Source organism: Plantactinospora solaniradicis, from assembly GCF_042658085.1.
Taxonomy (GTDB): Bacteria; Actinomycetota; Actinomycetes; order Mycobacteriales; family Micromonosporaceae; genus Plantactinospora; species Plantactinospora solaniradicis.
Genome location: NZ_JBHSPR010000001.1, coordinates 1,080,026 through 1,102,000, shown reverse-complemented (window position 1 = coordinate 1,102,000; position 21,975 = coordinate 1,080,026). Strand labels below are relative to the sequence as shown.

Below are 21,975 nucleotides of genomic sequence, written 5' to 3'. Positions count from 1 at the left end.
CACCCGTCACCCAGCGTGTCGGGGCTGGCGAGGCCCGATCGGGTCGGTTGAGAACCGGCGAACCCGGGCTCTCGGAGCGCCGGGCGTGGTGCGCTGAGAGCGCCAGGCGTGCCGAGCCCGAGAAAGGTCGGAATCCGTTGACAACGTCCCCGCCCATACGGGTGTCTTCCCCCATGTGACGACCGTAATGAAGCACCGACCGGCCGGGACGGCGAGTGGCGCGGAGCACGATTTTCGGGTTTTCGTCCAGGGGATCGCCGCATCGTTGCACCGCACGGCGTACCTGCTGTGCGGGGACTGGTACCTGGCCGACGACCTTGTCCAGGAAACCCTGGCGAAGGCGTACAGCCACTGGCGCAAGGTCCAGCGGGCCGACAGCCCGTCCGCGTACGTGCGACGCATCCTGATCAACGAGTCGCGACGCAGTTGGCGCCGGAACCGGAACATCACCGTGCATCCCGAGGCCGACATGACCGACATCACCGTCGCGGACATGTCCGACGAGGTGGTGAACCGTGCCGAACTGCTCCAGGCGTTGCAGTCGCTGCCCAGGCGGCAGCGGGCGACCGTCGTCCTGCGGTTCCTCGAGGGGCTCAGCGAGCGGGAAACCGCGGCGGTCCTCGGGTGCAGCGAGGGCACCGTCAAGAGCCAGACGAGCCGGGCGTTGATCAAGCTCAAGTCCGTACTGAACCGAGGAGACATCTGACCATGTCCTACGACACCGAGGCACGTCTGAGCGCGACACTGCAGGGCATCGTCGGGGACCGGCCGTACGCGCCCGACCTCGAGCAGATCGAGAGCCGCGGACGGAAGCTGCGGCACCGCCGCCTGGCGTGGCGCGCGACCGCCGGCACCAGCTTCGCCGCGATCGCCGCGATCGCCGTGGTCACCGCCGGCACCGGTACCGGTACTCCGGCGCCCAACCTCGCCGACCCGAAGTCGACGGCGACCAGCGGTGCGACCGCCGAGGAGGCCCCGCTGGTGAAGTTGGTCGGCAATCTGACCGCCGCCCCGCAGCCGGAGGGCGACGCGACGCTCGTGCTGCGCGACCAGGTTTACACGAACGGCCTCAAGGTCGTTGTCTGGGACCTGTTCGCCGACAACGGCGACCTCTACTTCGGCAAGACCCGCGGTGCCCTCCCGGCACAGGTGAAGGGGAAGCACGCGACGGGCGGCGAGGACGAGGCCGGGAGGAAGAAGGCGGTCGCGGCGGCGGAGTACGCGGCCAAGGGCGACCTGAACGAGGCCCGCAAGAGGATGGCGCACGCGTACCTTGCGGAGGGCTCGAAGCCGTTCCCCCTCGACGCGCCCGGTGCCAAGCCCGCGATCGACGGTAAGATCGCCGAGAAGCTCAAGGCCACCGGCCAGGACGCGTCCAGCGTGGGCAACCGGACCGACAACTGGGTCTGGGGAAACTCGATCGACGCGCTGAAGGCGGGCGCCGGCAGCCCGACGGTTCGCGCCGGGGTGGTGCGGCTGCTGGGGCAGATGCCCGAGGTCGAGGTGAAGCAGGCCACCATCGACGGCCAGCCGGTGCTCACCCTTGCCGCCGGCGCGCTGATCACCGGCGGCGGTGCGGACACCCTGACCATCAACGCCGACACCGGCCTGCCGATCAGGTACGTCTCCGACGGCGTGGGCGTGACCGTCAACTACACGGTGACCCGGGTGACCCTGGCGGACGTGGCCAACGGCAAGTTCTGACCTCCACCGACTGACGCCAGGGCCGGCCCGTCCGCCGGCCCTGGCGTCCTCGCGTCGTCCCTCCGGTGCCGGCCTCTACCGACCGAAGGCGCCACCTTCGAAAAGGACGAGCCGGCAGATCTGGGAAGCAGCCTGCCGAGCAGGACACGGACCGGACCCTGACGACGCGACGGGAGCGCTCGTAGCGGCCGAGGAAGACCACAAGACGAACGCCCGGCGGGTTCCTTGCGGACCTGCCGGGCGTTTACGCTGCTCAGACGAGCGGAGGATACGAGATTCGAACTCGTGAGGGTGTAAACCCAACACGCTTTCCAAGCGTGCGCCCTAGGCCTCTAGGCGAATCCTCCGTCGGACAGGATACAGGCTCGCTGCCGATGGCCCACCCCGCCGGTCCCCCTGAAGATCGGTCGGGGCACCGGGTAGACTTGGCGGCACCCCCCGTGCGGCGCCCATCTCGTGAACCTCCCCAGGGCCGGAAGGCAGCAAGGATAAGCGAGCTCTGGCGGGTGCACGGGGGGCCTTGTTCTTCCCTGACCAGCACCGGAACCTTCCCTGGCCGGCCGGAGTCGGCTGCGCCGGGCGAGCGTACCCGTCGGTCGTCAGTCGCCCTTCCCATGATCGACCTGATTCGTCCGGACTGTGGTCGGGCTCGCCCGAACCTCGCATGATCGACGTGGAAATCGTCAGGCGCGCGTGACAACCTGGCACTCGGCAGCGTGGCGACGGGTGGAGAATGGCCCGGTCGAGAGGAGGCGGGACGGGTGGCACTGGCGCTCTACCGCAAGTACCGGCCCCGCACGTTCGCCGAGGTGATCGGCCAGGAGCACGTCACCGAGCCGTTGTCGCAGGCGCTGCGCAGCGGGCGGTTGAACCACGCGTACCTCTTCTCCGGTCCCCGGGGTTGTGGCAAGACCTCCAGCGCCCGGATCCTGGCCCGCTCGCTCAACTGCGAGCAGGGGCCGACGCCGGAGCCCTGCGGCGTCTGTGGCTCCTGCAAGAGTCTGGCCACCGACGGGGCCGGCTCGATCGACGTCATCGAGATCGACGCGGCCAGCCACGGTGGCGTGGACGACGCCCGTGAGCTGCGCGAACGCGCGTTCTTCGCCCCGGCCAGCAGCCGGTTCAAGATCTACGTCATCGACGAGGCGCACATGGTCTCGACGCAGGGCTTCAACGCCCTGCTCAAGCTGGTCGAGGAACCGCCGGAGTACGTCAAGTTCATCTTCGCCACCACCGAGCCGGAGAAGGTCCTCGGCACGATCAAGTCCCGGACCCACCACTACCCGTTCCGGCTGATTCCGCCGGGCGTGCTGCGGCCGTACCTGGAGCAGCTCGCCTCGGCGGAGGGGGTCAAGATCGAGCCGGCGGTCTTCCCGCTGGTCGTCCGGGCCGGTGGCGGCAGCGCCCGGGATTCGCTGTCGGTGCTCGACCAGCTCATCGCCGGAGCCGGCCCCGAGGGGGTCAGCTACGCCCGCGCGGTCGCCCTGCTCGGCGTCACCGACGCGGCCCTGATCGACGAGATGTGCGACGCGCTGGCGGCCGGTGACGGTGCCGCCGCGTACGCCACCGTCGACCGGGTCGCCGAGGCCGGGCACGATCCGCGCCGGTTCGCCTCCGACCTGCTGGAACGGCTGCGGGATCTGATCGTCATTCAACAGGTGCCCGATGCGGCCGCCAAGGGGCTGATCGACGGCCCGGCCGACCAGATCGAACGGATGGCGATCCAGGCCGAACGGCTCGGCCCGGCGACGCTGTCCCGCTGTGCCGACATCGTGCACAACGGGCTGGTCGAGATGCGGGGTACGACCGCCCCGCGGCTGCTGCTGGAGCTGATCTGTGCCCGGATGCTGCTACCCGGCGCGGAGGACTCCACCGGCAGCCTGTTGCAGCGGCTCGAACGCATGGAACGCCGGCTGACGCTCTCCGGCGAGCCGATGGCTGCTGCCCCGATTCCGCCCCTGCCCCCGGCCCCGGCGGCCAGTTCCGGCCGGGCACCGGCACCGCCGGCACCATCCGCCGCCGCGAGCGACTCATCGGGTACGGCAGGTGGCCCGTCGGGCGCCGGGCCGGTTTCGCCGGCCGGAGCGGACGTACGCGCGGCTGCCGGACCAGCGTCGGGCCCGGCGGCGGCCGTGGCGGCCGTGGACCCACCGGCCCCGCCTCAGCCGCCTCAGCCGGCTCGGCGGCCGGTCTCCCCGGAGGCGGTGATGCCCGATCCGGCCACACCGGATCCGGTGCCGGCCGGTACGGAGCCGGCGGGCGCGTTGGACGCCGTCGCGGTACGGCGGGTCTGGGGCGACGTGGTCGGCATGGTCAACCGGACCAACAAGCGGATCGCCGCCCTGATGCGGGACGCGGTGGTGCGGGACCTCGACGGCGACACCCTGGTGCTGACCGTGAAGTCACCGGTGCTCGCACAGATGTTGGCCAATGCCTCCAGTGTGCTCACCGACGCCCTCTACGAGGAGTTCGGCGGGCGCTGGCAGATCCGCTGCGAGGTGGCCGGCGAGAACCGTGGCCCCGCCCCGGCCCCGTCCGCGTCGTCCCGACCGGCGGCGAACAGCTCACCGGCCCGTGTCAGCGGTGCTGCCGGTTCGGCAGCGTCCGGCGCCGCCTCCCAGGGAATGGCGGGAGGCCGGGAGAGCACGGCCGACGCCGCGAACGCGGGTGGTACGCCATCCGGGGGAGACGACGAGGACTGGCCTGAACCGGCCCGACCGGGTGGTGTCGCACCGACGGCGTCGGCCGACGAGGACTGGCCGGAGCCGACCCCACCGGGCGGTGCCGGCGGAACTTCGGGCGCCAACCCGACGGGTACGCCGGGCGGCGCCCCAGCCTCGGCGCGCGTCGCCGGCAACGGTGGCCCGGCCGCCGGTGGCGGACACTCGGCCGGAAGCACCGGCGGTGTGGGCGGAAGTAACGGTGGTGCGGGCGGAGGCAACGGCGGTGCGGGCGGCGGCGCCGACGGGGTGTCCGGCAACGGTGCCGAGGCGACCGGTGGTGGCCGTGCCGGCGGTGGAGCGGCGGTCGGGTCCGGCCTCGCGGCGGCGCGGGCGGCGGCGGCCGGACGTGGGCCCCGTCCCGCCGTCACCCCGGACCGGACGGCGGACCGTGAGTGGGCCGGCGAGCCGCCCTACGACCCCGAGTACGACGGCCCGCCGCCAACCTCCGTCAGCTACGAGGGCTTCGATCCGGGTGACGAACCGCTCGATGAGGTGATCGACGAGCGCACCGCCCGGCAGAGCAGCGAGCAGCAGGCGGTGCAGTTGCTCCAGCAGGCCCTGGGCGCCGAGCGCATCGGCGAGGTGGACGTCAAGTAACGCCCCGCCCGGTCCGTCCGATCTGGAGGATTCCGGGTGGAGTTGCCCGCAGGGGGTTGGGGCCGGTGAGCTGTTGACCGGTCGCTCAACGGTGTTTGACCAGTCGCTCAATGGTGTCGGCCGGTCCCTCAACGGTGCCGGCCGGTCCCTCAACGGTCAGGCGACCGAGGCGTACGGCCGACGCCGGCCGGCCGGCCCGGCCTCGACCCGATGGTCAAACGTTCACAGGAACCTATCTGTCTGCTTTCAGCATCTGACCGCAAATGGGACAGTTGATCAATCGATCATCATCTAACATCGGTCGCCCATCCTTCTGATCTGTGAGAGTGCGGCATGCGCGAACTCTCGGTGCCCGAGCGGCTCGGGATGTTCGGTCTGGGCGTAGCCCTGGCGGCGGCGATCTGGCCGTCGATGACCGACACGACGGGTCTGACCGTGCCGTGCCCGTTGCGGGAGTTGACCGGGGTGCCGTGCCCCGGTTGCGGCCTGACCACGGCGGCGATCGCCCTGGTCCGGGGCGATCTCGTCGGTGCGGTGACGGCGAATCCGCTGATCCTGGGTCTGGCGGCGGTCGCGGTCGTCGCGATGCCGTTGTTCGGGCTGCGGGTGATCGGTGCGATACCGCCACCGATCGCCTGGTCGGTCCGGGCCCGGCGTCGTACGGGATGGGGCGCTGGCCTGCTCGCCCTGGCGAGCTGGTTGTTCCAGTTACACCGGCTCGGTGTGACCGAGCCGAATCCCCTTCAGTCAGCACCATCCTTCTAAGGAGTACCCCTTGAACTACGCCCACTGGGGCAGCCGCGTCGGCGCCGCACTCATCGACGGGCTGGTCGTCCTTCCGTTCAGCATCCTCGCCTTCATCTTCAACGGCTCGGGCGTGGACGCGGAAACGGGGCAGGTCGACGGCCCCGGCCCGCTCTACTACGTCTTCCTGCTGCTCGGGTTGCTGGTCAGCGCCTACAACCGGTGGTACCTGGCCGGGAAGACCGGCCAGAGCTGGGGCAAGAAGGCCCTCGGCATCTCGCTGATCGACGAGGCCAGCGGCCAGCCGATCGGCATGGGGAAGGCGTTCGTGCGGGAGATCGCGCACTTCGTCGACAGCATCATCTGCTACATCGGCTACCTCTTCCCGCTCTGGGACGCCAAGAAGCAGACCATCGCCGACAAGATCATGAAGACCGTCGTCGTCTCGGCCTGATTCGACCCGCCGGCCGGTCACGGGCAGTCGAGCCGCCCGGGGCCGGCCGGACTAGGCTGGCACTGACCAGTTTCCGCAACCGAGGAGTCGCCGTGCGCCCGGGTGGACAGCCCAACCTGCAGCAGATGATGAAGCAGGCGCAGAAGATGCAGCAGCAGATCGCCACCGCGCAGGCGGAGCTGGCCGAGGCGGAGCTGACCGGCACCGCCGGTGGCGGGCTGGTCACGGTGACCATCTCCGGCGCCGGTGAGGTCAAGGCGGTGAAGATCGACCCGAAGGCGGTCGACCCGGAGGACGTCGAGACTCTCGAAGATCTTGTGCTGGCGGCCGTACACAACGCTCACGACGAGGTGCGGAAGCTGACCGAGGAGAAGATGGGCCCGGTCACCGGCGGCATGGGCGGCCTCGGCCTGCCCGGTTTCTGAGCCACCCCGTGTACGAGGGTGCCATCCAGGATCTGATCGACGAGTTGGGGCGGCTGCCGGGGGTTGGCCCGAAGAGCGCCCAGCGGATCGCCTTCCATGTTCTCTCCGCCGACCCGACCGACGTCACCCGGCTCGCGACCGCGCTGCGCCGGGTGAAGGAACTGGTGCGGTTCTGCACCACCTGTTACAACGTCGCGGAGTCCGAGCAGTGCCGGGTCTGTCGCGACCAGCGTCGTACCGACGAGGTGCTCTGTGTTGTCGAGGAGCCCAAAGACGTCGTGGCGATCGAGCGGACCGGGGAGTTCCGGGGCCGCTACCACGTGCTCGGCGGTGCCATCAATCCGCTCGAGGGCATCGGCCCGGACAACCTGCGGATCCGGGAACTGCTGGCTCGGCTCGGCACCGGTACGGTCCGCGAGCTGATCCTCGCCACGGATCCGAACACCGAGGGTGAGGCGACCGCCACCTACCTGGCCCTGATGGTCAAGCCGATGGGCATCGCGGTGACCCGGCTGGCCAGCGGCCTGCCGGTCGGCGGCGATCTGGAGTACGCCGACGAGATCACCCTGGGCCGCGCCTTCGAGGGCCGCCGAGCCGTCTGACCGCAGCCGCAACGGCAAAACCGCATCGCAGCCGCAGCCGCACCGGGGCGCAGCCGGGACTGCGGCACAGCGGCAGCCACGGCCGCGGCATCCGGACCAGCGGCCGAGAGACCCGCCGTCGGCAGGGCGGACGAGCCCGCCATCGTGGACGGCGGACGAACCCGTCGCGGGCGTCGATGCGGGTCTGACATCGGTGCTGATCAAACCGACGGGGCATGTAACAACTTCGCATAGGCTGATCTGGACAAATGATCCGATTGTTGACCATGCGCGACGCTCTGTCGTGGGCGTCATGACGGTAAAGACACGATCCGGTACCAACCCATTCGCGGCCCGTTTCCGCCCGGTCCGCCCGGCGGCTAAGGTCTCGCCATCGGTGGCCCTCCCGTCACCGCGTTTGTCGTATCCACAGGACGAGGTGAAGCACCATGCGTGCACCAAGACCGAAGGTCGCCATCGCGGCCGTCGCGGTCGCGGCCCTCGCGGTAGCCGGCTGTGCCGAGAGCGACCGCGGTGAATCGGGCGCAAGCCAGAAGGACACCCTGGTATTCGGCGTCGCCGGTGACCCAAAGGTGCTCGATCCGAGCCTGGCCAGTGACGGTGAGTCGCTGCGGGTCGCCCGGCAGGTCTTCGAGACCCTGGTCCGCCCCGAGGAGGGCGGCACCAAGATCACGCCGGGCCTGGCCGAGAGTTGGACCCCCGACTCGACCGGCACGGTCTGGACCTTCAAGCTGCGCTCGGGCGTGAAGTTCCACGACGGTACCGACTTCAACGCCGAGGCGGTCTGCGTCAACTTCAACCGCTGGTACAACGCCACCGGCCTGATGCAGAGCCCGGACGTCACGCCGTACTGGCAGGACGTGATGGGTGGCTTCGCCAAGAACGAGCGGGACGACCTGCCGGAGAGCCTCTTCAAGTCCTGCACCGCCAAGGATGCGACCACGGTCGACCTCGCCTTCACCCGGGTTTCCAGCAAGGTCCCGGCCGCGCTGATGCTCCCGTCGTTCTCCATCCACAGCCCGAAGGCGCTGGAGGAGTACAAGGCCAGCGCCATCGGCGGCAGCGCGGACAACGTCCAGTACCCGTCGTACGCGATGGAGCACCCGACCGGCACCGGGCCGTTCAAGTTCAAGTCCTGGGACGTCGCGAACAAGACGCTGACCCTGGAGCGCAACGAGGACTACAGCGGTACTCAGAAGGCCAAGCTGAAGACCCTCATCTTCAAGACGATCTCGGACGAGAACGCGCGCAAGCAGGCGCTGCGGTCCGGCGACATCCAGGGGTACGACCTGGTTGGCCCGGCCGACGTCGAGCCGTTGAAGAACGAGGGCTTCAACATGCTCACCCGCCCGGCGTTCAACATCCTCTACCTGGCGATCAACCAGAAGGGGAACCCGAAGCTCGCCGACATCAAGGTCCGGCAGGCGATCGCGTACGCGCTGAACCGGCAGGCGCTGGTCGACTCCAAGCTGCCCCCGGGCGCCAAGGTGGCCACCCAGTTCATGCCGGACACCGTGGAGGGCTGGAACCCGACGGTCACCACGTACGACTACAACGTGGACAAGGCCAAGCAGTTGCTGGCCGAGGCCGGTGCGACGAACCTGACCCTGCGGTTCCACTACCCGACCGAGGTCACCCGGCCGTACATGCCGAACCCGAAGGACATCTTCGAGCTGCTCTCGACCGACCTCCAGGCCGTCGGCATCAAGGTGCAGGGGATTCCGCTGAAGTGGACCCCGGACTACCTCAACGCCACCAGCAGCGGTAGTGATCACGACCTGCACTTCCTGGGCTGGACCGGTGACTACGGCGACGCCTACAACTTCATCGGCACCATGTTCGACCGGCAGAAGCCCGAGTGGGGCTTCAACAACCCCGCCCTGTTCGCCCTGTTCAAGCAGGCCGACAGCACCGCGGACTCCGCGGCCCGGTTCGAGCTGTACAAGCAGCTCAACGCCGAGGTCATGAAGTTCCTGCCGGGTGTGCCGATCTCGCACTCGCCGCCGGCGATCGTGTTCGGTAAGGACGTGACCGGGGTGAAGGCGAGCCCGCTCACCGACGAGCGGTTCGCCACCGCCGAGTTCAAGTCCTGACATAACGGAAAAGGGAAACGCGGGCGGGCGCGCGCTGACCCTGGCCGGTAGACCACCGGCCGGAGGTCAGCCAGCGTCCGCCCGCGCGACCCTCCGCACCCCCCGCCAGAGGCCACCGTGATCCGGTTCATCGTCAGACGCCTGTTACAGCTGATACCCGCGCTGTTCGGGCTCTCCATCCTGTTGTTCATCTGGCTGCACCGGCTTCCCGGTGGCCCGGAGACCGCGATCCTGGGTGAGCGTGGCACCCCGGAGATGCGCGCCGCGATCCGGCACAACCTCGGGTTGGACGAGCCGATCCTGGTCCAGTACGGCCGGTTCATGCGGCGGATGATCCGGCTCGACCTGGGCTCCTCGATCGCCACCAAGCGCGAGGTGACCACCGAATTCCTGCAACGCTTCCCGGGCACCGTGGAACTGGCGGTCACCGCGTTGATCATCGCGATCGCGGTGGGCATCCCGCTCGGCTACCTCGCTGCCCGCCGCCGGGGCAAGCTCCTCGACCACGTCTCGGTCGCCGGATCGCTGATCGGTGTCTGCATCCCGGTCTTCTTCCTGGCGTACGTCCTCAAGGCCATCTTCGCGGAGAACCTTCACCTGTTCCCGTCGAGCGGCCGGCAGGACCCGACCATCGAAGCCACCCGGATCACCAACTTCTTCGTCCTGGACGGGCTGATGACCCGCGAGTGGGACGCCGCGGCCGATGCGATCTGGCATCTGGTGCTGCCCGGCCTCGCGCTGGCCAGCATCCCGCTGGCGATCATCGTCCGGATCACCCGGGCCAGCGTGCTCGAAGTGCTCGGCGAGGACTTCGTCCGGACCGCCGAGGCGAAGGGGCTCACCGAGCGGGTAGTACGGCAGCGCCACGTGCTGCGTAACGCGATGCTGCCGGTGGCCACCACGATCGGTCTGCTCACCGGCGGCCTGCTCTCCGGCGCGGTGCTGACCGAGACCGTCTTCGCGTTCAGCGGCATCGGGGCGTTCATCGCGGACTCGATCAGTCAGCGGGACTATCCGGTGCTGATGGGCTTCATCATGATCATTGCGGTGCTCTTCGTGCTGGTGAACCTGATAGTCGACCTCTCGTACAGCCTGATCGACCCGAGGGTGAGGGTCCGATGACGATCACCGAACGGGCCCGGAAGAAGGCCGAGAAGCTGGACCGGCTCGGCGAACTCTCCGCCGTCCGGGACGAGGAGCGCGGGGTCAGCCTCTGGCAGGAGGCGTTCCGGCGATTGCGGCGCAACCCGGCGGCCATCGTCGGCACCGTCGTACTCGGGCTGTTCGTGCTGGTCGCGATCGTCGGTCCGATCTTCGTGCCGTACGGCCCGACCGACACGATCGGCATCCGGGAAGGTCTGGTCAAGTCGGGGCAGGGCATCATCCCGGGCTCCTCGGCCGACCACTGGCTCGGCTTCGACCACCAGGGTCGGGACGAGTTCAGCCGCCTGATCGTCGGAGCCCGGCAGACCCTGCTGGTCGGTGTGGTGTCGACGCTGATCGGCCTCGCGATCGGTGCCCTGGTCGGCGGGATCGCCGGTGCCGCCGCCGGACTCGGCGGGCGCTGGGGACGCTGGCTCGACACCGGCCTGATGCGGATCGTCGACATGCTGCTGGCGCTGCCCAGCCTGCTGCTCGCGGTCAGCATCGCCGCCCTGCTCGGTGCGAGCCTGACCACGGTGATGATCGCGGTCGGCGTCGTCTCGGTGCCGGTCTTCGCCCGGCTGCTGCGCGGTTCGATGATCGCCCAGTCGAACACCGACTACGTGCTCGCCGCGACCTCGCTCGGGGTACGCCGATCCAAGATCGCGTTGAGCCATGTGCTGCCGAACTCCCTCGCGCCGGTCATCGTGCAGGCGACGCTCACCCTGGCCACCGCGATCATCGAGGCGGCCGCGCTCTCCTTCCTCGGGCTGGGCAACCCCGACTCGGCGGTGCCGGAGTGGGGCGTGATGCTCGCCGACGCGCAGCCGTACCTGGGCATCCGGCCGGCGCTGGCGATCTATCCGGCGGTAGCGATCATCATCACCGCGCTGGGCTTCACCCTGCTCGGTGAGGCGATGCGTGAGGCCCTCGACCCGAAGCTGCGGAAGTGATCTGTCATGGCACTGCTTGATGTGGAGGATCTCTCCGTAACGTTCCGCCAGCGCGGGAAGCGTACGGTGCGCGCGGTCGACGGGGTCTCGTTCTCGGTGGACACGGGTGAGGTCGTCGGCCTGGTCGGCGAGTCCGGCTGCGGCAAGAGCGTGACCTCGTTGGCCCTGATGGGCCTGCTGCCCCGGCAACCCGGGATCAGCGTGGGTGGTAAGGCGGACTTCGACGGGACCGACCTGCTCCGGGTCGACCGCCGGGCGATGCGGGACATCCGGGGCCGCGACGTCGCCATGATCTTCCAGGATCCGCTCTCCTCGCTGAACCCGGTGATCCCGATCGGCCGGCAGGTGACCGAGGTACTGTCCCGGCACCGTGGCCTCAGTGGGGACGCGGCCCGTAAGGAGGCCGCCGCGCTGCTGGAGCGGGTCGGCATCCCGGACCCGACCCGCCGGTTGAAGGAGTATCCGCACCAGCTCTCCGGCGGGATGCGCCAGCGGGCGCTGATCGCCATCGCGGTGGCCTGCCAGCCCCGGCTGCTGATCGCCGACGAGCCCACCACGGCGCTCGACGTGACCATCCAGGCACAGATCCTGGAACTGCTCAAGGACCTGGTACGCGACTCCGGCACCGCCCTCGTCATGATCACTCACGATCTGGGCGTGGTCGCCGGGATGTGCGACACGGTCAACGTGCTCTACGCCGGCCGGGTGGTGGAGACGGCGCGTCGCCGCCCGCTCTTCGCCGAGCCCCGGCACCCGTACACGGTGGGTCTGCTCGGCTCGATCCCGCGCCTGGACGCGGGGCGCGGCGACAAGCTGTCCCCGATCCCCGGCTCGGTCCGCGACGTGCTGCCCTGGGCGGACGGGTGCGCGTTCGCGCCCCGCTGCGATCGCCAGGTGGAGGCGTGCGTGGGTGAGCCTCCGCAGCTCGTGCTGACCCACACCGACCGCACCTACCGGTGCGTCAACCCGGTCCCGCCGATCGGATCGCCGGCAGCGGCCGCCGAACCGGCAGCCGCCGCCGAACCGGCAGCCGAGGCCGGTCCGGTGACGGAGGAGAAGCCATCGACGGTGCCCGCGCCGCGCGAGGAGGAGTCGGCATGACCGACGGCAACGTGTCCGTTCCGAGCGAGCGCGGCGAGAACCTGGTCGAGGTCCGGGACCTGAAGGTGCACTTCCCGATCAGCCGAGGGGTGATCTTCGACCGGGTCGTCGGGCACGTCAAGGCGGTGGACGGGGTCGACCTGAGCATCCCGCGCGGCAAGACGTACGGGCTGGTGGGCGAGTCCGGCTGCGGCAAGTCGACGCTCGGCCGGGCACTTCTCCAGTTGACCCCGCCGACCTCCGGCCAGGTCAACTTCGACGGGGTCGAACTGACCACGCTGCCGCCGAACAAGATGCGGTCGATGCGCCGCCGGATGCAGATGATCTTCCAGGATCCGATGTCCAGCCTGGACCCCCGGCAGAACGTCGAGTCGATCCTGGTGGAGGGCCTACAGGCGCACGGCATCGGCGCCGACCGGACCGCCCGGCGGGAGATCATCACCAAGACCCTCGACGCGGTCGGGCTGCCCAAGTGGGCGCTGTCCCGCTATCCGCACGAGTTCTCCGGCGGCCAGCGGCAGCGCATCGGCATCGCCCGCGCGCTGGTGCTCGGCCCGGACCTGATCGTGGCCGACGAGCCGGTCTCCGCCCTGGACGTCTCGATCCAGGCCCAGGTGGTAAACCTGCTCGACGAGCTACAGACCGAACTCGGGCTGACCTACCTGGTGATCGCGCACGACCTGGCGGTGGTGCGGCACATCTCCGACACGATCGGCGTGATGTACCTGGGTGCCCTGGTGGAGGAGGCCCCCGGTGACCGGCTCTACCGGGAGCCGCTGCATCCGTACACCCGGGCGTTGATGTCCGCGGTGCCGGTGCCGGACCCCGAGGTGGAGGACCGCCGGGAACGGATCCTGCTCGCCGGTGACCTGCCCTCCCCGGCCAACCCGCCGACCGGCTGCCGGTTCCACACCCGGTGCCCCTGGGCCCAGCCGACCCGCTGCGCCGAGGAGCGGCCGGTGCTGCGCCAGATCGGCGACAGCCGGGTCGCCTGCCACTGGGCCGAGCCGATCGCCAGCGGCGAGCTGCGTCCGCACAAGGTGTCCGCGCAGATCGTCCGGCCGGAGGACGAGGGCGACACGCCCGGCATGGTCTCCGCGCCGAGCGAGCCCGGCTCGTTCGTCTGAGGGCCCGCAAACGGTAATCTCCCGGCGCCGGTAACCGGCGCCGGGAGATCAGCGGGAGTGCGTCAGCCGTTCCGGAGCACCCGGAGGTTGACCGCGTCGGCCATCACCTTCGTGCCGGCGTCGTTGATGTGCATGCCATCCGCCGCCTTGTACGCCGGTGCCAGCGCGTCGGCGTCGGCGGGGTCGGCCAGGATCCGGTCGAAGTCGACGACGCCGTCGTACTCGCCACTGGTCCGGATCCAGTGGTTGAGGGCGTCGCGGATCGCTTCCTTCTCCGCGTCGTAGTAGTACGGCACGTCCTTCACCGGAATCAGCGTCGCGCCGAGCACCTTGACCCCCCGGGCGTGGGCGGCCCGGATCAGGGCCCGGTGCCCCTCGATCAGTGGCGTCGCGTCGCTCAGCTTCGGCGGGGCGGCGCAGGGCAGTGCCATCCCTGCGACGGCGATGTCGTTCAGCCCGAGGTGCACGATCGCGGTCCGTACGCCGGGCTGGTCGAGCACGTCGGCGCGGAACCGGGTCAGCCCGGAGTCGCCGGCGAAGCACGGGTAGTCGGTGAGCAGCAGGCCGCCGTTGAGTCCGGTGTTGACCACCCCGAGCGGGCTACCGGCCCGGTTGAGCCGTTCGGCCAACTCGTCGGAGTAGCGGTTGTCGGCGTCGGGGGTGGAGCCGTACCCGTCGATGATCGAGTCGCCGAACGTCACCACCGTGCCGCCGTCCCGGCCCGTACCGCCGCTGACGTCCACCCCGGAGAGGTAGTACCAGGACTGGCCGGTCCCACCTGTGAAGGCGGCGCCACTGCGGTCGAACCGGCGGTCGCCGTCGGCCCGGTAGACGGTCGCCAACGCCCCCTCGTGGAACGTGGCCGGGCCGGTGGACCCGGCGAAGTACAGGGTGACGGTCAGCCGCTCCAGGGGCCGGGCGGCCAGGGCCAACGGGTCGGACGCGAGGTCACGACCGGGTGGAACCGTGGTGGCCCGGGAGCCGCCGAAGGTCAGCGGCCGCAGGGTCCCCGGCCGGACGTCGGCGCCGTTCCCGGTCCGGCCGATCGTCGCTCCGGTCAGCCGGAGCGGCTGGTCGCCGTACCGGTTGGAGAGGCGGATCCGCACCCGGGTTCCGGCGGCGCTGACCCGGACGACCTGCCGGAGCGTCTGGTTGGTGAAGCCGTCGACCGACCAGTTCGGTGCCTCGTAGCCCGGCCACGGCTGTTGGACGGCGGTGGCCCAGCCGCCCGACCAGCCGGGCGTGCCGGCGGAGGGCCGTGCGGGACGGCCGGCGGCGGCCGGGCCGGCGGGGATGCTGGCCGCGGCCACCGCGACGATCGCGGCGACGGAGACGAGGGTACGAAGACGGGGCGATTCCATCGGGGGTGTCCTTCCGAACTTGGGGGGGGTGAACGTTTTCGCGCGCCGACGACCGCCGGGAGGGTTGGGGAGGCTCCTCCCCGACGGTCGTCGGACGGGGCGGACTCAGACGCTCGCGGGTGCGTCCGCCGACATGTTGTCGGTGGGGTCGTGGAGCCAGATCGGGCGCCAGTCGGCCAGCTCGTGGTAGCGGCGCAGCTCGGCCAGCCCGCTGAGCCAGCCGGTCCACGCCCCGTACGGCGGGTTGCTGGTGTCGAAGCCGCTCTGTACGAAGGACAGCTTCGTCTTACCCGCGCTCTCCTCCAGTTCCCAGGTCACGATCCCGACGGGTCCCCAGTCGACCGTCATCGCCCTGCCGGGGGTCAGGTCGAGCACCTTGGCCGGGTTGGGGTTGTTCTCGAAGCCACCCATCGCCCACCGCCCGCCGACGACGGGCTCGATCCCGATCGGGAAGCCGAACCACTCCGTGGCCTTGGCCGAGTCGGTCAGGGAGTCGTAGACGGCGTCGGCCGAGGCGTCGATCACCATCTCCTCCTGGAAGGTCGCGGAGGTGAAGTCGGTCCTGGGGTTGAGCGGCCGGCCCTCGACGTGGTCGACCAGGTTGGCGATCGCCAGCGACCAGTACGTCTGGAGCACGCCCCGGATGCTGGCGCCGCTCATCGCGACCTCGAAGCTCCAGTGGGTCTGGGACAGCGACACGATGGTGGAGTCGGCGCTCTCCTCGGTGAGCTGGATCTCGGTGGTGGTCTCCTCGCCGTCCAGCAGCCAGGTGAACCGGAGCGTGTGCTCGCCGACGTGCACCAGTCGCTGGTGCGGGGCGTCGCCCTCCGGGGTGTAGCGACCCCAGAACTCGTACCGGTGCGGCAGCTCGACCTCGGCGTGCTCGGCCAGCCAGACGCGCAGCTCGGCGGCGTCGGTCAGGGCCTGCCAGACGTTCTTGATCGGTGCGGCGGCGCGGGCGCGGAGGGTCAGTGGTGCGGTCATTTCGAACTCCCATGCGGGTAACAGGCGACGGCGAGCTTGAAGGCGTCGCCTTCGGAGCCGCCGTAGCGGGTGAAAAGGTCCTGCAGCGTGGTCTGCAGGTCGGTCAGGAACTGCTGGCGAAGCTCTGCCGGCACCCGGATCTCGCCGGAGACGCCGATCGACGGCAGCTCTGGAGCGGTCCGGTCGAGCGCGGCGATGTCGGCCTGGACCTCCTCCATCAGGTTCAGCAGGTAACCCAGGCTCATCGCGTCCTGGGTCTTGCGCAGGCCGAGCCGGCCGACCAGCCGGGGCGAGAGCCAGTAGGACCGGGCGCTCGCCTGGTAGATGCCTTCGTGGATGCCGCGCACCTTGCGTTCGGACACCTGGTCGACGAGGCCGGCCTCGACCAGGCGCTTGACGTGGTAGTAGACCCGTTGCGGGGTCTGGCCGAGTTGGGTCGCCACCTCGGTGCAGGTGTGCGGCTCGGCGAGTTGCCGCAGCACCTCGATCCGCTGCGGCTTGAGCAGGGTCTCTGCCTGCTCGATCTGCTCCAGGTACATCACGTCTCTCATGGCAAAACAATCCTGTACGTAAAACTAGATTTTGTCAATCGCCCACGAGAAGATCTTCCGGCCCGCGTCAGCGGATCAGCGAAGCGGGATCAGGGAGAAGGCGGTCAGCCCTCGGGACGGTGGAGCAGGCCGACCGCGATCGTGTGCACGGCGGCGAGGTCGGCCGGGTCGGCCAGCGGCGCCAGCCCGCCGGTGACGGCGTACCACTCGTCGGCGTCCTTGTACTGGACCCGGAGGGCGACCTGACCCGCCCGCAGTTCGGTGCGCAGGGTCAACTCCCCGGTGATCACCCCGACCTCGTCGGTCATAACCCCGCCCGGCCCCGCGGTGATATCGGTGGTCTTGGTGGTGCCCTCGTCCGGCGTGGCGGCGGTGTCTCCGGAGTTGCCCATCAACAGCTCCCCAGCATGTCGTCGAGCGCGGCCTTCTCGGCGGTGGTCACGGAGAGCCGCCAGTAGTGCTTGACCGCGATCCAGTCCTCCGCGTACCCGCACCAGTCGTCCCGGTTCGACGGCTTCCACTGGGACGGGTCCTGGTCGCCCTTGGCCCGGTTCGAGGAGGCCGAGACGGCGACCAATTGCGGCCGGTCCAGGTCGTTGGCGAAGTCGCCGCGCTTGTCGTCGTTCCAGTCGTCGGCACCCGAGCGCCAGGCGTTGGCCAGCGGCACCATGTGGTCGATGTCCACGTCCGAGGGATCGGCGAGGGTCCGCTTGTCGTACCGGCTCGACCAGCGCCCGCCGACGACGTTGCAGCCGGAGAGCTTGATGCCGGTGCCGTCGCGCTGGAGCACCGTGTCCCGGACGTCGCAGTTCTTGCCCGCGTTGCGCCAGTGCGGGAAGCGCTCCCGGCTGTAGCCCCGCATCGAGGCGGCGGAGGCGACGGTGAGCTGGTCAAGTTGGGCATGCGTGTCGGCGGTGTCGGTCGGCCCGGGCGACGGGGTCTCCACGGACGTGCAACCGGCCGTGCCGCCGAAGGCGAGCACGCCGACCAGCACGGCCATGGTTCCCAGCCGCGCTCGTGATCTGGTACGGATGAACGGCACGCTTCCAGCTTGCGGGGTGTCGACCGGCGGACCCGAGATCCAGAACCGGTTCCGGCGTTTCGCGGCATCTTACGCCACCTGCAGGGCAGATTGACACCGTGAGCGATTCCTCAGCACCGCTACGCATGGGCACCGTGGCCGGACGGGGCACCCTGCTCGCCGCCGTCGTCGCGTCCGGCATGGTCTTCCTCGACGCGACGGTGGTCAACGTGGCGCTGCCCCACCTGGGCTCGGAGCTGCACGCGAGCACCGCCGGCCTACAGTGGACGCTCAACGGCTACCTGTTGACCCTGGCCGCCTTCGTGCTGCTCGGCGGGGCACTGGGCGACCGGCTGGGGCGGCGCCGGGTCTTCCTGGCCGGCGTACTGGCGTTCACCGCCGCCTCCGTACTCTGCGGCGCCGCGCAGAGCATCGAGTGGCTCATCGCCGCCCGCTTCCTCCAGGGTCTCGGCGGCGCGCTGCTGACGCCGGGCTCCCTGGCCCTGCTCCAGTCGAGTTTCCACCCGGACGAGCGGGGGCGGGTGATCGGCGCCTGGTCCGGGCTGGCCGGCGTGTCGACCGCCCTCGGCCCGTTCCTCGGCGGCTGGCTGATCGACGCGCTGTCCTGGCGGTTCATCTTCTTCCTCAACCTGCCGCTCGCGGTCGTCGTGATGATCGCCGCGATCCGCTGGACCCCGGAGAGTCGGGCCGAGGGGGCGGGCACGTCCCGGTTCGACCTGGCCGGCTCACTGCTCGGCGCGCTGGGCCTCGCCGGCATCACGTACGCCCTGGTCGAGGCCCAGCAGCTCGGACCCGGCTCCGTCCAGGTGGTGGTCGCGGCGGTGCTCGGCGTGGCCGCCTCGGTCGGGTTCGTACTGCTCGAACGGCGCCGGGGCGAGCGGGCGATGCTGCCGCCGACACTCTTCGCGAGCCGGCTGTTCAGCGTGCTGAACCTCTACACCGTGCTGGTCTACGCCGCGCTGAGCGGCCTCACCTTCTTCTTCTCCGTCTACCTCCAGAACGTCGTCGGCTACTCCGCCCTGATGACCGGCCTGGCCACCCTGCCGATGACGATTCTGCTGCTGCTCGGCTCGGCCCGGTCCGGCGCGCTGGCCGCCCGGATCGGGCCCCGCCCACAACTCTCGATCGGGCCACTGATCGCCGCCGTCGGGCTGATCCTGCTGCACGGCATCAGCCGCGGCGCCTCGTACTGGACCGACATCCTGCCCGGAATCGCGCTCTTCGGGCTCGGCATGACCCTGGTGGTGGCGCCGTTGACCGCCTCGGTGCTGGCCGCCGCCCCCGACCGGCTCGCCGGAGCGGCCAGTGGGCTCAACAACGCGGCGTCCCGGGTCGGCGGTCTGCTCGCCGTCTCCGCACTGCCGCTGGTGGTCGGGCTCTCCGGCGGCGGCTACGCGCGCTCCGGCCAGCTCACCCCGGCGTACCGGGCCGCCGTGCTGTACTCCGCCGGACTGATGGTGCTCGGCGCGATCCTGGCGATGGTGCTGGTGCACCGCCCGGAACGGGAACCCCGGAAGTCCCGGCCGTGTCCGGCCCTGCCGCCGCCGCCCACCCACCTGCACGAGCCGGACCAGGATGCGGACCGGACCCGGGCGGAGCAACGCCGCTCGTAGCGGCGCGAAGTGGCACGTGACCATGTGGGTTGGGGACGGTCACGTCGGCGGCGGCGTGCCGATCGCGCGGGCCGGCCGGGGTGGCCGGTCCGACCCGCGCGGCCGGGCTCAGCGCAGGGCGCGGTTGACGGCGCTGGTCACCGCTGCGACCGAGGCGGTGACGATGTTCGGGTCGAGGCCGACACCCCAGACCGTCTGACCGTCGACCTCGCATTCCACGTACGCGGCCGCCTGGGCGTCGCCGCCCGAGGACATCGCGTGCTCGTGGTAGTCGAGCACCCGTACCTGGATGTCCAGCGCCTGGAGCGCGCTCACGTACGCGTCGATCGGGCCGTTTCCGGTCGCGGAGAGGGACCGCGGCTCGGTGCCGAACTGCGTCTCGACCTCGATCTCCACCTTGCCGTCGACGGTGCCGATGGCGTAGGTGTCGACCCGCACCGCCGGCTGCCGCTGCTGGTCGACCAGGTACTCCTCGGCGAAGAGCTGCCACATCCGGGCCGGCTCCACCTCGCCGCCGCCGTCGTCGGTGACCCGCTGCACGACGCCGGAGAACTCGATCTGCAACCGTCGGGGCAGGTCGAGGTGGTGCTCGGTCTTCATGACGTACGCGACCCCGCCCTTGCCGGACTGCGAGTTGACCCGGATCACCGCCTCGTAGGTGCGGCCCAGGTCCTTCGGGTCGATCGGCAGGTACGGCACCGCCCACGGGTACCGGTCGATCGGTACGTCGGCGGAGCGGGCGTCTGCCTCCAGGGCGTCGAAGCCCTTGTTGATGGCGTCCTGGTGCGAGCCGGAGAACGCGGTGTAGACCAGATCACCCGCGTACGGGTGCCGCTCGTGCACCGGAAGCTGGTTGCAGTACTCGACGGCGCGCTTGATCTCGTCGATGTTCGAGAAGTCGATCTCCGGGTCGACGCCCTGGGAGAACAGGTTGAGCCCCAGCGTGACCAGGTCGACGTTGCCGGTGCGCTCGCCGTTGCCGAACAGGCAGCCCTCGACCCGGTCGGCGCCGGCCAGCAGGCCCAGCTCGGCGGCGGCGACACCGGTGCCGCGGTCGTTGTGCGGGTGCAGCGACAGGATCACGCTCTCCCGGCGGGGCAGGTGCCGGTGCATCCACTCGATCGAGTCGGCGTACACGTTGGGGGTGGCCATCTCGACGGTCGCCGGCAGGTTGATGATCAGCGGCCGGTCCGGCGTGGGGTCGATCACCTCGATCACCGCCGCGCAGACCTCCAGCGCGTAGTCGAGTTCCGTCCCGGTGTACGACTCCGGGGAGTACTCGTAGAAGACCTCGGTGTCCGGGGCGTGGATCTCGGCGTACTTCTGGCAGAGCCGGGCGCCCTGGGTGGCGATGTCGGTGATCCCGGCCTTGTCCAGGCCGAACACCACCCGGCGTTGCAGCGTCGAGGTCGAGTTGTAGAAGTGCACGATCGCCCGCTTCGCGCCCCGGATCGACTCGAAGGTCCGGTCGATCAGGTGCTCCCGGCACTGGGTCAGCACCTGGATGGTCACGTCGTCCGGGATCAGATCCTGCTCGATCAGCTGCCGTACGAAGTCGAAGTCGGTCTGGCTGGCGGACGGGAAGCCGACCTCGATCTCCTTGTAGCCCATCTGCACCAGCAGTTGGAACATCCGCCGCTTGCGTTCCGGCGACATCGGGTCGATCAGGGCCTGGTTGCCGTCGCGTAGGTCCACCGCGCACCAGCGCGGTGCGGCGTCGATGCGCCGGGTCGGCCACCGCCGGTCCGGCAGGTCGATCGCGAACTGCTGGTGGTACGGCTGGTAGCGCTGGAAGGGCATGCGGCTGGGCCGCTGCCGGGCTATCGGATCAGCGTCAGTGGTGCCGGCTTGTTGAGCCATGGCGGAGAACTCCCGTGGTCATGTGGCGTGGGCGCCGAAGAGTCGTGGGCGCCGAGTGTTCGGGCTTCGAGCCGAGTGTTCGGGCTTCGAGCCGAGTGTTCGGGCTTTGAGACGAGCGGGCCGCGACGGGGATCGGCCGAGATGCAGGACGGCGCGCTTCAACTCCGCGACGAGGTGCCGGCCTGGGGGGCCTCGTCGCGGCAGCGAAGGAGCAGGGCCTGCCACATGACAACCGTGACCTTATGTGACCGGGGCGCGGATCGAAAGCGTAGTCCGAATTCTGGGATCCGCCCAGGTCACGCCGGGGTCGGCGCACGGCGCCGGGATCAGCGCAGCATCAACTCGGTCAGCGGGCGGCGCTGCCGCAGGCCGACCTCCCGGGCCCGCAGGTCGTCGGGGAGGGAGTACGGGTCACCGAGCCGTCCGACGGCGACCACGACGTGTGGCCGTACCGCCGGGGCCAGTTCCAGGTCGGTACGGAGCCCGTCGGCGTCGAACCCGGAGATCTGCCGTACGTGGAGCCGGAGCGCGGTGGCCTGGACGGTGAGATGCGCCACGGCCTGGCCCAGGTCGTACGCGGCGTGGGTCAGCGGGCAGCCAGTCGGGCCGGTGGTGGCGTGCGCGCCGAGCAGCAACGCCGAGGCACGCCCGGCCCACCGCTGGTTGGCCGGGGTCAGATTGGTCAGGATCCGCTTGTACGCCTCGTCGTCACGCCGCCCGACGAGGAAGCGCCAGGGCTGGGTGTTGTCGGCGGAGGGAGCCCACCGGGCCGCTTCGAGCAGCGACGCGACCTCGGCGTCGGTGAGGTCGGCGACCGGGTCGAACGCGTGCGGACTCCACCGGGTCGCGAGCAACGGGGAGAGCTGGGCCATGTCGCTGAGTGTGCCGTATCGGACGC

20 protein-coding genes, 1 tRNA gene and 1 other RNA gene are annotated in these 21,975 nt (G+C 70.2%); 14 read left to right on the top strand and 8 right to left on the bottom strand.

Annotation, left to right across the window (positions count from 1 at the left end):
* The first annotated feature begins 175 nt into the window (after positions 1–175).
* A complete protein-coding gene (locus ACFP2T_RS05075; RefSeq protein WP_377417692.1) occupies positions 176–706 on the top strand; it encodes a SigE family RNA polymerase sigma factor in 531 nt (176 codons plus the stop codon).
* Positions 707–708: 2 nt separating this feature from the next.
* The gene (locus ACFP2T_RS05070) at positions 709–1,704 is read left to right on the top strand and encodes a hypothetical protein (protein WP_377417690.1); all 996 of its coding nucleotides are present in this window, start codon (positions 709–711) and stop codon (positions 1,702–1,704) included.
* Positions 1,705–1,966: 262 nt separating this feature from the next.
* Here ACFP2T_RS05070 and ACFP2T_RS05065 read toward each other — a convergent pair.
* Positions 1,967–2,051: transfer RNA gene (locus tag ACFP2T_RS05065), tRNA-Ser, on the bottom strand.
* Positions 2,052–2,134: 83 nt separating this feature from the next.
* Here ACFP2T_RS05065 and ffs point away from each other — a divergent pair.
* From ffs to ACFP2T_RS05010, 11 genes are all read left to right on the top strand, one after another.
* Positions 2,135–2,229: signal recognition particle sRNA small type (ffs, locus tag ACFP2T_RS05060), an RNA gene on the top strand.
* Between the two features lie 236 nt (positions 2,230–2,465).
* Complete coding sequence (locus tag ACFP2T_RS05055) at positions 2,466–5,024, top strand: DNA polymerase III subunit gamma and tau (RefSeq protein ID WP_377417688.1); 2,559 nt, start codon at positions 2,466–2,468, stop codon at positions 5,022–5,024.
* Positions 5,025–5,357: 333 nt separating this feature from the next.
* Positions 5,358–5,789: a DUF2752 domain-containing protein gene (locus ACFP2T_RS05050; RefSeq protein WP_377417686.1), complete on the top strand. Its 432-nt coding sequence runs from the start codon at positions 5,358–5,360 to the stop codon at positions 5,787–5,789.
* A gap of 10 nt (positions 5,790–5,799) precedes the next feature.
* Positions 5,800–6,222 (top strand): RDD family protein, encoded by a 423-nt coding sequence (locus tag ACFP2T_RS05045; protein WP_377417684.1) that lies wholly within the window; start codon positions 5,800–5,802, stop codon positions 6,220–6,222.
* Between the two features lie 116 nt (positions 6,223–6,338).
* Positions 6,339–6,647 carry a YbaB/EbfC family nucleoid-associated protein gene (locus ACFP2T_RS05040; protein ID WP_377417938.1) on the top strand — a complete coding sequence of 103 codons (309 nt, stop codon included), beginning with the start codon at positions 6,339–6,341 and terminating at the stop codon, positions 6,645–6,647.
* An 8-nt stretch (positions 6,648–6,655) separates the two neighbouring features.
* Positions 6,656–7,249 (top strand): recombination mediator RecR, encoded by a 594-nt coding sequence (gene recR, locus ACFP2T_RS05035; protein ID WP_377417682.1) that lies wholly within the window; start codon positions 6,656–6,658, stop codon positions 7,247–7,249.
* A 428-nt stretch (positions 7,250–7,677) separates the two neighbouring features.
* Entirely contained in the window at positions 7,678–9,342 is a 1,665-nt protein-coding gene (locus ACFP2T_RS05030; protein WP_377417680.1) for an ABC transporter substrate-binding protein, read from the top strand.
* 117 nt (positions 9,343–9,459) lie between these two features.
* Positions 9,460–10,464, top strand: coding sequence for an ABC transporter permease (locus ACFP2T_RS05025; protein WP_377417678.1), 1,005 nt, complete (start codon positions 9,460–9,462; stop codon positions 10,462–10,464).
* Positions 10,461–11,438 (top strand): ABC transporter permease, encoded by a 978-nt coding sequence (locus tag ACFP2T_RS05020; RefSeq protein ID WP_377417676.1) that lies wholly within the window; start codon positions 10,461–10,463, stop codon positions 11,436–11,438. The genes ACFP2T_RS05025 and ACFP2T_RS05020 overlap by 4 nt, the downstream gene beginning before the upstream one ends.
* A gap of 6 nt (positions 11,439–11,444) precedes the next feature.
* A complete protein-coding gene (locus ACFP2T_RS05015; protein ID WP_377417674.1) occupies positions 11,445–12,539 on the top strand; it encodes an ABC transporter ATP-binding protein in 1,095 nt (364 codons plus the stop codon).
* On the top strand, positions 12,536–13,666 hold the full coding sequence (locus ACFP2T_RS05010) for an ABC transporter ATP-binding protein (RefSeq protein WP_377417672.1): 1,131 nt from the start codon (positions 12,536–12,538) through the stop codon (positions 13,664–13,666). The genes ACFP2T_RS05015 and ACFP2T_RS05010 overlap by 4 nt, the downstream gene beginning before the upstream one ends.
* Before the next feature lie 62 nt (positions 13,667–13,728).
* Here ACFP2T_RS05010 and ACFP2T_RS05005 read toward each other — a convergent pair whose 3' ends face one another.
* The 5 genes from ACFP2T_RS05005 to ACFP2T_RS04985 form a co-directional block, all read right to left on the bottom strand.
* On the bottom strand, positions 13,729–15,027 hold the full coding sequence (locus ACFP2T_RS05005) for a GDSL-type esterase/lipase family protein (protein WP_377417670.1): 1,299 nt from the start codon (positions 15,025–15,027) through the stop codon (positions 13,729–13,731).
* 105 nt (positions 15,028–15,132) lie between these two features.
* Positions 15,133–16,011 (bottom strand): SRPBCC domain-containing protein, encoded by an 879-nt coding sequence (locus ACFP2T_RS05000; RefSeq protein ID WP_377417668.1) that lies wholly within the window; start codon positions 16,009–16,011, stop codon positions 15,133–15,135.
* Positions 16,008–16,562, bottom strand: a complete 555-nt coding sequence (locus ACFP2T_RS04995) for a helix-turn-helix domain-containing protein (protein WP_377417666.1) — start codon at positions 16,560–16,562, stop codon at positions 16,008–16,010. The genes ACFP2T_RS05000 and ACFP2T_RS04995 overlap by 4 nt, the downstream gene beginning before the upstream one ends.
* A gap of 104 nt (positions 16,563–16,666) precedes the next feature.
* Entirely contained in the window at positions 16,667–17,059 is a 393-nt protein-coding gene (locus ACFP2T_RS04990) for a hypothetical protein (protein WP_377417936.1), read from the bottom strand.
* Positions 16,954–17,562 (bottom strand): HNH endonuclease family protein, encoded by a 609-nt coding sequence (locus ACFP2T_RS04985; RefSeq protein WP_377417934.1) that lies wholly within the window; start codon positions 17,560–17,562, stop codon positions 16,954–16,956. Before ACFP2T_RS04985 ends, ACFP2T_RS04990 begins: the two co-directional genes overlap by 106 nt.
* A gap of 167 nt (positions 17,563–17,729) precedes the next feature.
* Between ACFP2T_RS04985 and ACFP2T_RS04980 the strand changes: the two genes are divergently transcribed.
* Positions 17,730–19,217, top strand: coding sequence for an MFS transporter (locus tag ACFP2T_RS04980; RefSeq protein ID WP_377417932.1), 1,488 nt, complete (start codon positions 17,730–17,732; stop codon positions 19,215–19,217).
* Positions 19,218–19,325: 108 nt separating this feature from the next.
* Here the strand turns inward: ACFP2T_RS04980 and leuA are convergent, their stop codons facing one another.
* The gene (leuA, locus tag ACFP2T_RS04975; protein WP_377417664.1) at positions 19,326–21,077 is read right to left on the bottom strand and encodes a 2-isopropylmalate synthase; all 1,752 of its coding nucleotides are present in this window, start codon (positions 21,075–21,077) and stop codon (positions 19,326–19,328) included.
* Positions 21,078–21,403: 326 nt separating this feature from the next.
* Positions 21,404–21,949, bottom strand: a complete 546-nt coding sequence (locus tag ACFP2T_RS04970) for a nitroreductase family protein (protein WP_377417662.1) — start codon at positions 21,947–21,949, stop codon at positions 21,404–21,406.
* Between the last annotated feature and the right edge of the window lie 26 nt (positions 21,950–21,975).